The organism is Streptacidiphilus cavernicola, from assembly GCF_042510955.1.
Classification (GTDB): domain Bacteria; phylum Actinomycetota; class Actinomycetes; order Streptomycetales; family Streptomycetaceae; genus Streptacidiphilus; species Streptacidiphilus cavernicola.
In genome coordinates this window covers 415,419-423,028 of record NZ_JBHFAB010000003.1, presented here as the reverse complement: position 1 = coordinate 423,028, position 7,610 = coordinate 415,419, and the positions used below count along the sequence as shown (strand labels likewise).

At 68.9% G+C, this 7,610-nt stretch carries 2 protein-coding genes; both read right to left on the bottom strand.

Annotation, left to right across the window (positions count from 1 at the left end; translation table 11 throughout):
- Window positions 1-409: 409 nt before the first annotated feature.
- Window positions 410-802 carry a hypothetical protein gene (locus ACEZDE_RS06275; RefSeq protein WP_380533327.1) on the bottom strand — a complete coding sequence of 131 codons (393 nt, stop codon included), beginning with the start codon at window positions 800-802 and terminating at the stop codon, window positions 410-412.
- 8 nt (window positions 803-810) lie between these two features.
- On the bottom strand, window positions 811-7,506 hold the full coding sequence (locus tag ACEZDE_RS06270) for an RHS repeat domain-containing protein (RefSeq protein WP_380533325.1): 6,696 nt from the start codon (window positions 7,504-7,506) through the stop codon (window positions 811-813).
- Between the last annotated feature and the right edge of the window lie 104 nt (window positions 7,507-7,610).

Here is a 7,610-nt window from a genome sequence, read left to right as displayed (position 1 = left end):
GACCACCGCCCACAAATCATCGTCCACGACCCACGGCTTGACGCTCACACCATCACGAACGGCTCAATCGTCATACCGGTTACGGCCGATCTGCACCGCCCCACAAGATCGTGTTACGAGCTCATAGGCATTCGAATTGAATCCAAGATCAAAGCAACAGTGCTCGAATTCGATGCCGATCAGACGTGCAGCACGAAATGTGCAATGAGAAACATTACCTGAAACCGCATTGGCCGCCCCTTTAAAGTCCCTGGTTTGTTCTCTCGCGGACGCCCTGAGTGATCCGCCTCTACCTGCGAGAGCCCACGCCAAAGAAGGAGTAACCGGTGATCCTTCGCGCCCAAGGCCTGACCGCCAAAGGGTTCAATTTCTCTTCCTAATTACCATTGAGATACCGATGCCCGGAACGCTAGCGCCACAGGAATGCATATTCCAAGCCCAGTAGCACGCCCACAGTGATCAGCCCAAGAATTACGACGCGACTTGAGACCCGGGAAGGGACGGGATCGGCAGACCCAGTTTCCATCTGCTGTACTGCAGCAGAGCGAATATACGGGCCAGCGCCCACTAGTGAAACCAATAGGGCCGCCACCACGTCGAAGTAGATGACCATCGAATGCTCTAGCGCCTGCCGCTTGGCCAATCCGATAACCAGAGTGATCAGGAAGAGAACGAGGAAAACCATGGACAGTCGAATTCTCTGCTTTGCCGATGGCATAAGCAAGGAAAGGCGAATCATAGCACCGATGCCGGCGACCAACGCGGCCACCACCACCAGCCACGGGGGAATGGATTGAATCACGGAACTCCTTACCACGAGCTCGTACCTGGGTCTGCCATAAGGTTGGACCAGTTCCAGGTTGTCATACCTAGTGCTGGCGGAAGTGCACCGGTGGCGGCGAGTGTTGCCTTGGCGTACGTGCCGGATCTTTCCTCCGCCCCGGTGAGCGCCCTGCCGCTGACCTTCGCGGCCTGCTTACCTGACTCATCGATGAGGGCCGCCAGCCCCTCACGCGCAACCGAGGTCGCCAGCGGCGAAGCCCCCCGTGCCACCACTCCACCGAGGGCACCGAAGCCTCCGGTCCCGATGGCGAGTGCCGTTCCGGCGAGCGCGAATTCCGCGTCGTGTCCATCGCCCCCCACTGTGTAGGCGAGCGCCGAGGCCGCACCAAGGCCTACAGACGCCCCAACCAGGATGGCGGCGGCTTCCTGCATACCCGGAACGAATGCCAGCGCACCGCCAAACAATCCTGTGACTGTGCTGGCGTCACCGAGTAGGTCTCCGCCGATCCGCGCGTCCTTCTGAACGCCATGCCAAAGGTTTCCCCAGAAGCCTGAGTGGGCGGCTCGGGTTGCTGCTGCGACGGCGGCTGCGTGGGCGGCTATCGCTTCTTGCTGGGCGCGGTATTGGGCTTCGGCGGCTTCCTGGGCGGCGAGGGCCGCCCGTGCGGGTGCCCATGCGGCGTCCCATGCGCGGTTGGTTGCGGGGCTCCAGATCTGGTGTCGTTCGGCGAAGCCGTCGCTGTCGCCCCAGGAGCTCTGGTCGCAGCTGCCGACGCCGCAGGTGTGGGGCGGGGTGGTGTGGCCGACTACCTTGCCGGACTTATCGTTGACGACCTGGCCCTCGGGGTCGGTGACGGTGAGGCCCCCGGCGCCGCCGCCGCAGGAGAAGCCGGACTCGGCGCAGTCGTCGGGGCGCAGGCCGCTGGGGTCGGCGCCGTTGACCGGGTCGTCGGCGGAGTAGGTGTAGCCGCCCAGCTGGTTGGAGTCCGCTGCCTCCAGGATCGGGTCGGCCTGGAGGAAGTGCCCGGTGGCCGGGTCGTAGTTGCGGGCGCCGAGGAGGTCGAGGCCGGTGACGGGGTCGGACGGCTGGTTGAGGTAGGAGCGGCCGTCGATCCAGCTGCTGGGGACGGTGCCGCGGCTGGTGCCGTAGGGGGTGAAGGAACGGCGGGTCTCGGTGGTGAGGGTGGAGTTGATCAGGACGGTGCCGGTGCCCTGGCCGTTGGCGGTCTCGTAGGTGAGGTTGCCGGTGTTGTCGCGGATGACGGTCGGGCCGCTGCCGGTGTCGTAGTAACGCAGCGCGGTGATGCCGCCGGAGGAGTTCATGGTGAGCTGCTCGCCCGGCAGGTAAAGCACCGTGGTGGTGTGACCACCCACCGTGTCCTTCTGCTCGATCAGGGAGCCGCTGGCGTCGTAGGTGTACCCGGTGCTGTTGCCCGTGGTGCTGTCGGTGACGCTGCTGGTACGGCCCTGGGCGTCATAGGTGTACGCCTGGTTGCTGGTCGTGGTCCCGGCGGTGTTCTTGACCGCGACCGACTTGGTGGAGCCGTCCGGGTTGTAGCCGTAGGCGGCGGTGGTGGTGCCGGTGCCGTTGGTGGTGGCGACGGACTGGACGGTGTCCGGCTGACCGGTCTGGCCGCCGGCCCCGGCGGGATAGGTGCTGACCTGCGAGCTGGTGGTGGCACCGGTGGTGTCGTGGGTGGTCAGGCCGGTGCGGTTGCCGTCGGCGTCATAGCTGTAGCTCTCCCAGTAGGGCGCCGGGCCGCCGTTGCTGCTCGCACTGGGGCTGCTGGTCTTGCAGCCTCCGATGTTGGGGACGGAGGGCGACGCCGCGGTGCTGGTGCCGGCCGTGTCGGTCCAGGCGGTGGCGAGCTGACCCTGACCGTTGTAGGTGAAGCACTGCAGGTCAGTGGCGGTTCCGGCGTCCTGGACGTCCTGCTCCGCGGTGATCTTGCCGGCTGCGTTCCACAGCGTGGTGGTGTCGTCGACGTGGCCGGTGCCGTTCTCCTTGTCCAGGAAGGACTCGACCGCCCGGCCGGTGGCGGTGTCGTAGTCGTTGGTGAGGACGACCTGGTCGGGCATGCCGCCCAGGGTGGACCTGGTGACCTGGCCGAGCGGGTTGGAGACGATCTGGGTGAGGTAGCCGGCGTTGCCGGACAGGTTGGTCAGCGTGCCGGTCTCGGTGTAGCTGTCGTAGACGGTCTCGGCGGGCAGCCCTCCGTCGGCTCCGTAGTTGGTGTCGTCCAGCATCCCGGTGACCGGGGTGTAGTCGTAGGAAACCGTGTAGGTCTTCGCCAGGCTGCCTTCGCTGGCGGGGACCACGGTCGTGCTCCCGGTCTGCGCGCCCAGCGCGGTGTAGCCGGCGATGGTCTGGGTGAAGGCGCTGCCGGCGCCGCTGTAGGAGGTCTGGGTGGCGGGCTGGCCCTTGCCTCCGCTCGCGGTGTCGTAACCCCACGAGTCCAGTTCGGTGCCGCCGTTGTACAGCGTCTTCTTCCGTCCGAGCACGTCGTAGGTGTACGTGAGCGTGGTGCTGTTGGCGTCAGTGGAGGTGAGCTGGTCGCCCGCGGTGTCGAAGGTGGCGCTTGAGGCGCCCGTGTCGGGGTCGGTGGAGGCGACCTGGTTTCCCTGAGCGTCGGTCAGCTGGGTCCGCACATGCGCGTCGGCGTCGGTGATGGTGGTCCGCAGTGCCGCTCCGCCGCCGGCCGTGGTCGCCTGGGCGTAGGAGTAGGAGGTCACCGTGGCGTCGGACGCGTTCCCGGTCGCGGTGTTGGAGTGGTAGCGCCACACCGCGGTGGTGCGGCCCTGGGCGTCGACCACGGTGGAGACGGCCGTTCCACCGCTCGGAGCGGAGGAGTCGGTGCGGTCCACTCCGGGGTAGGCGGTCGGGCTGCTCCACTGCAACTGCCCGAGCGAGTAGAACGAGGACAGGACCGGGCGTCCCATCCCGTCGTAGGCGGTCACGCTCTGACCGGGGACCTTGGCGTCGGTCGCCTGGTAGACGGTCGAGGACGGCGCGTTGGTGATGTAGTACGGGGTACTGGTGGTCTTGGTCTTCCAGCCGTGCGAGTCGTAGAAGTCGTCGCTGACCAGGGAGCCGTTGGAGTTGGCGCTGTCCAGGGACAGTGCCTGGTCCTGCCGCAACTGCATGAATCCGTTGTAGATCTGGAAGTCGGTGCGGTAGGTGCCGTCTTCACGGATGGTCTTGGTCTCGGTCCAGGTCGGGGCGCTCTGGCCGCCGGCGGAGTAGACCAGGACCTCCGAGGCGCTGGCGGTGGTGGCGCGGCCGGGGGCCCACTGCGAGGTGAGGCGGCCCAGGGCGTCGTACGCCTTGCTGGTGGAGTTGCCGTTGGGGTCGACGGTCTTGGTGGGCAGCTGGCGCAGCTGGTCCAGGGTGGTCGTGGTGGTCCAGTTCCCGGCAGTGACGTTGGTGGCGGTCACGCTGGTGGGCAGAGTGCCGGTGGCGGGGGTGTAGGCGGTGGTGCTGGTGTCGCCGCGGACGTCGGTGGACGACAGGGGGCGTCCGTACGCGTCGTAGCCGGTGGTGCCGGAGGGCGCCGTCAGCTTCTTGGTGAAGGTCTCGGTGCTGCCCGACCAGGCGCCCATGGTGTCGAGCTCGGTGGCGTTGCCGACACCCGCGGCGGGAATCACGCCCGCGGTGGTGCTGCCGTCGTAGAAGGTGCGGGTGTCCTCGGTGCTGTTGGCCGCGGTCTTGGCGGGGCAGGCCCCGGTGCCGACGCCGCTGCCGGTGCTGACCGCGACGGTGGTGGACTCGGCGGGCAGGCCGACCATGCCGGTGTTGGCTCCGGAGGTGGGCGCGGTGGCGTAGGTGTAGGTGGTGCAGCTCTCCTGGGAGGCGGCGGTGCCGAGTTGGGAGGTGTCGCCCTGGGCGTCGGCCTGGGTGAGCAGGCCGGTGGTCGGCGAGTACAGATTGACGGTCTTGGCGGTACGCCAGGTGGTCCCGTCCGCCGTCAGGCCGCGGGTGACGGTCTGTGCGTCGCGGACGAAGTAGGCGGTCTCGGACGGCACTCCGGTCGGAGTGCCCTCGGCGTGGGTGGCGGTCAGCTGGGACCAGGGCAGGGTGACCGAGTCGCGGACGACCTTGCCGCCCGCCTTGTCGTAGGTCTGCGTCTCGTAGGCGCGGCCGGCGTACTGCCCGGCGTCGGTGATCTGGTCGCCGAGGCTGTCGGTGACGGTGACCGAGCGCGGGGTGCCGCCCGTGGCGGACTGCGAGTCGCCGTCCATGCCGCGCAGGTAGGAGGTCACGGACTCGGTGATCGGGTCGGGTGCGTGCCCGGTCTCGGTGGTGACCTGGCCGTAGCCGCGGAACTGGTCCCAGGTGCGCTGGGCGTTCGCCGTCTCCGGGGAGTCGTTGCGGTGCCAGGCGGGGCTGCCGCCGTAGGTGTAGTCGGTGTACCGGGTCGGGGTGCCGCCCACGGTGTCGATCTGGCGGACCTCGCTGACGGTGTACTTCTCGAACCAGTCCCCGATCAGCGTGGATCCCGGCGGGGTCCAGTACTCCTGGTAGCACCGCCGGGTGTCGTTGGACGGCGTGGGCAGATCAGGGCTGGTGGTGGACTGGTTGCAGTCGGGGGCCGAGTAGGTGACGTTGTCGGTCTCGCCGGTCTCCGTGTTGATCGCGGTGATGCGGTACCGGTTGAACGCGGGCCAGGAGGCGGCGCCGGGAACGCGGTTGGCCATCGCGGCGTAGACGAAGCTCACCGGGGGCACCGGGACCGCGGTGGTCCCGTCGTTGCCGGTCCGGGTGACCGAGTCCAGGCGCAGGGCCGCCGAGGTGCCGTCCCCGGGGGCCGGGAAGGACTGGGCCAGGGCGTAGGTGTCGACGTTCTTGTAGCTGGACGCGCTGGTCGTCCCGGCGTTGACCTGGGTCTGGATCTGGGTGAGTCGCACCTCGGAGAAGTACGCCATCGAGTAGTTGGCGCAGGTGCCGGTGGACGCGCAGACCTGGTCCTGTGGGACGTCGGGCCAGTAGGGCGCGGTCGTGGCGGTCAGTGACGCGCAGTCGGCGGCGGTCACCGTGTGGCTGCTGACGACGCTGCCGACCACGCAGCGGGTGGCCGTGGTGAAGAGGACCTTCGCCGCCGGAGCGGGCTTGGCGCCCTCGGTGGCGATGTCGGCGGCGCGCCAGCCGTACTCGACCGAGGTCGGGTAGGAGGAGCGGTCGTAGGCGGTCAGCGTGTGGGCGCTGGAACGCGCGTAGTAGTTGGTCTCCTGCGCGTAGGTGTACTCGGTCGTGTTGCCGTGCGGGTCTATGACGAAGTCCAGGTTCCACCGGTACCCCATGGCGGCGGTGTAGGAGCTGGTTCCGGTGGTGGCGGAGTAGCACGGGTCGGTGCTCTTGGGGCAGTAGACCGGCTCGGTGGAGACCGAGTTGGTGGCCGTGTCCGAACCGGTGCCGCCCTCGGCGGTGGGCAGCTTGCCCGCGCCGTAGTACATCCGGGTGCCGTCCTGGAGGGTGATCAGCCAGCCCTCGCCGTTGTAGGCACCGTTGGTCAGTCCGGTCAGGTGGGTGACCGTGGCGCCGTCGTCCGAGGACAGGTGCCACTTGCCGGTGGTGTCGTCGTAGACGACCTGGCCGCCCTGGTCGCCGGAGGCGGAGACCTCGTGTCCGCCGTAGGCCCAGCAGGTGTCCCCCGAGGCGGCTATGCCGTCCTGGGAGCAGCTCTGGTAGCTGCGCTCGATGAAGTTGGACACACCTGACCAGCCGTCACCGACGCTGGACGGCTGGGAGTTGGTCGAGGCGTTCTCGCCGTCCACGCTGGAGGAGGAGTAGTTCAGGGCCACCGTAGGTGCCGCGCCGCCGATCGAGGCGGGGACGTCGATGGCGTAGCTGTAGTTGAAGTCGCCGGCCGCGCCACCGCCCGACCACTGGTCGGACGGCTTCAGCGAGGTCGCCGCGAAGGTCCCGGTCGGACCGGACGGGCCCGGAACGGCAGCCAGTACGGTCATCGAGTCGCCGGCGGGAGCAGCCTCGGTGTTCAGGGTGACCGCGCTGGCGGTGACCACCTGCGGCTGCGCGTCGGACGCGGACGGTGCGGCGGGGGCGGCCGCAGGCAGGGTGAGGTCGGCGACCAGGCGTCCGGTGCTCGGATCGCTGACCGCGCTGACCGGGGTCTGGGTCCTGCAGGCGGCCGACTGCGGGGTGGTCAGCGCGCAGGCAGGCAGCTGCACCAGACGCATCCGGGAGCCCAGGTCCGCGCCGCCCTCACCGGTCAGCAGGCCGGGGTCGACCTGCACGGCAACCTTGCCGGCCTTCGCGGTGCCGTCCCCGCGCCCGACGCCGAAGACCACGCCGGTGGTGAACCCTGCTTTGCGTGCGGTCGCCGGGTCCTGGAAGCGCACCTGCACCCCGGACGGCGCCGCCGCTCCGGTGGTGGCCGCGGCAACCCAGAGCGGGGAGGTGCCCACCCGGGCCGGGGTGCCGGACACGACGCGGCTCCTGGCCAGCGGGGCGACCGGGCTCTGACCGAGAGCGGTGGCGGTCTGCCCGGCCGCGGGCAGGTCGACGGCGGGCACGCGGTAGGGAGCCGCCGCCGACTTCGCGGCCTGCCTCGCCGTGCCGGTGGCGTAGGCGCCGGGCACCGGGACGGTGTGCGGCAGTGCTGTCTGCGGCGGCGACCAGACCTGGTTCTTGGCGTACTGCGCCGCGAGCGCGACGCCCGGGACCAGCATCCCGACCAGAGCGGTCAGGGCAGTGACCGCGAACAAACGCAGAAGTCTGCGACGCGCTCGGTGGGTGGAGCGGTTCCGGCGCGAGGCAGGCAAGGGGGACCCCCGTGATCGGTGGAGCGGTAGTTCGCAGAGTGACGATC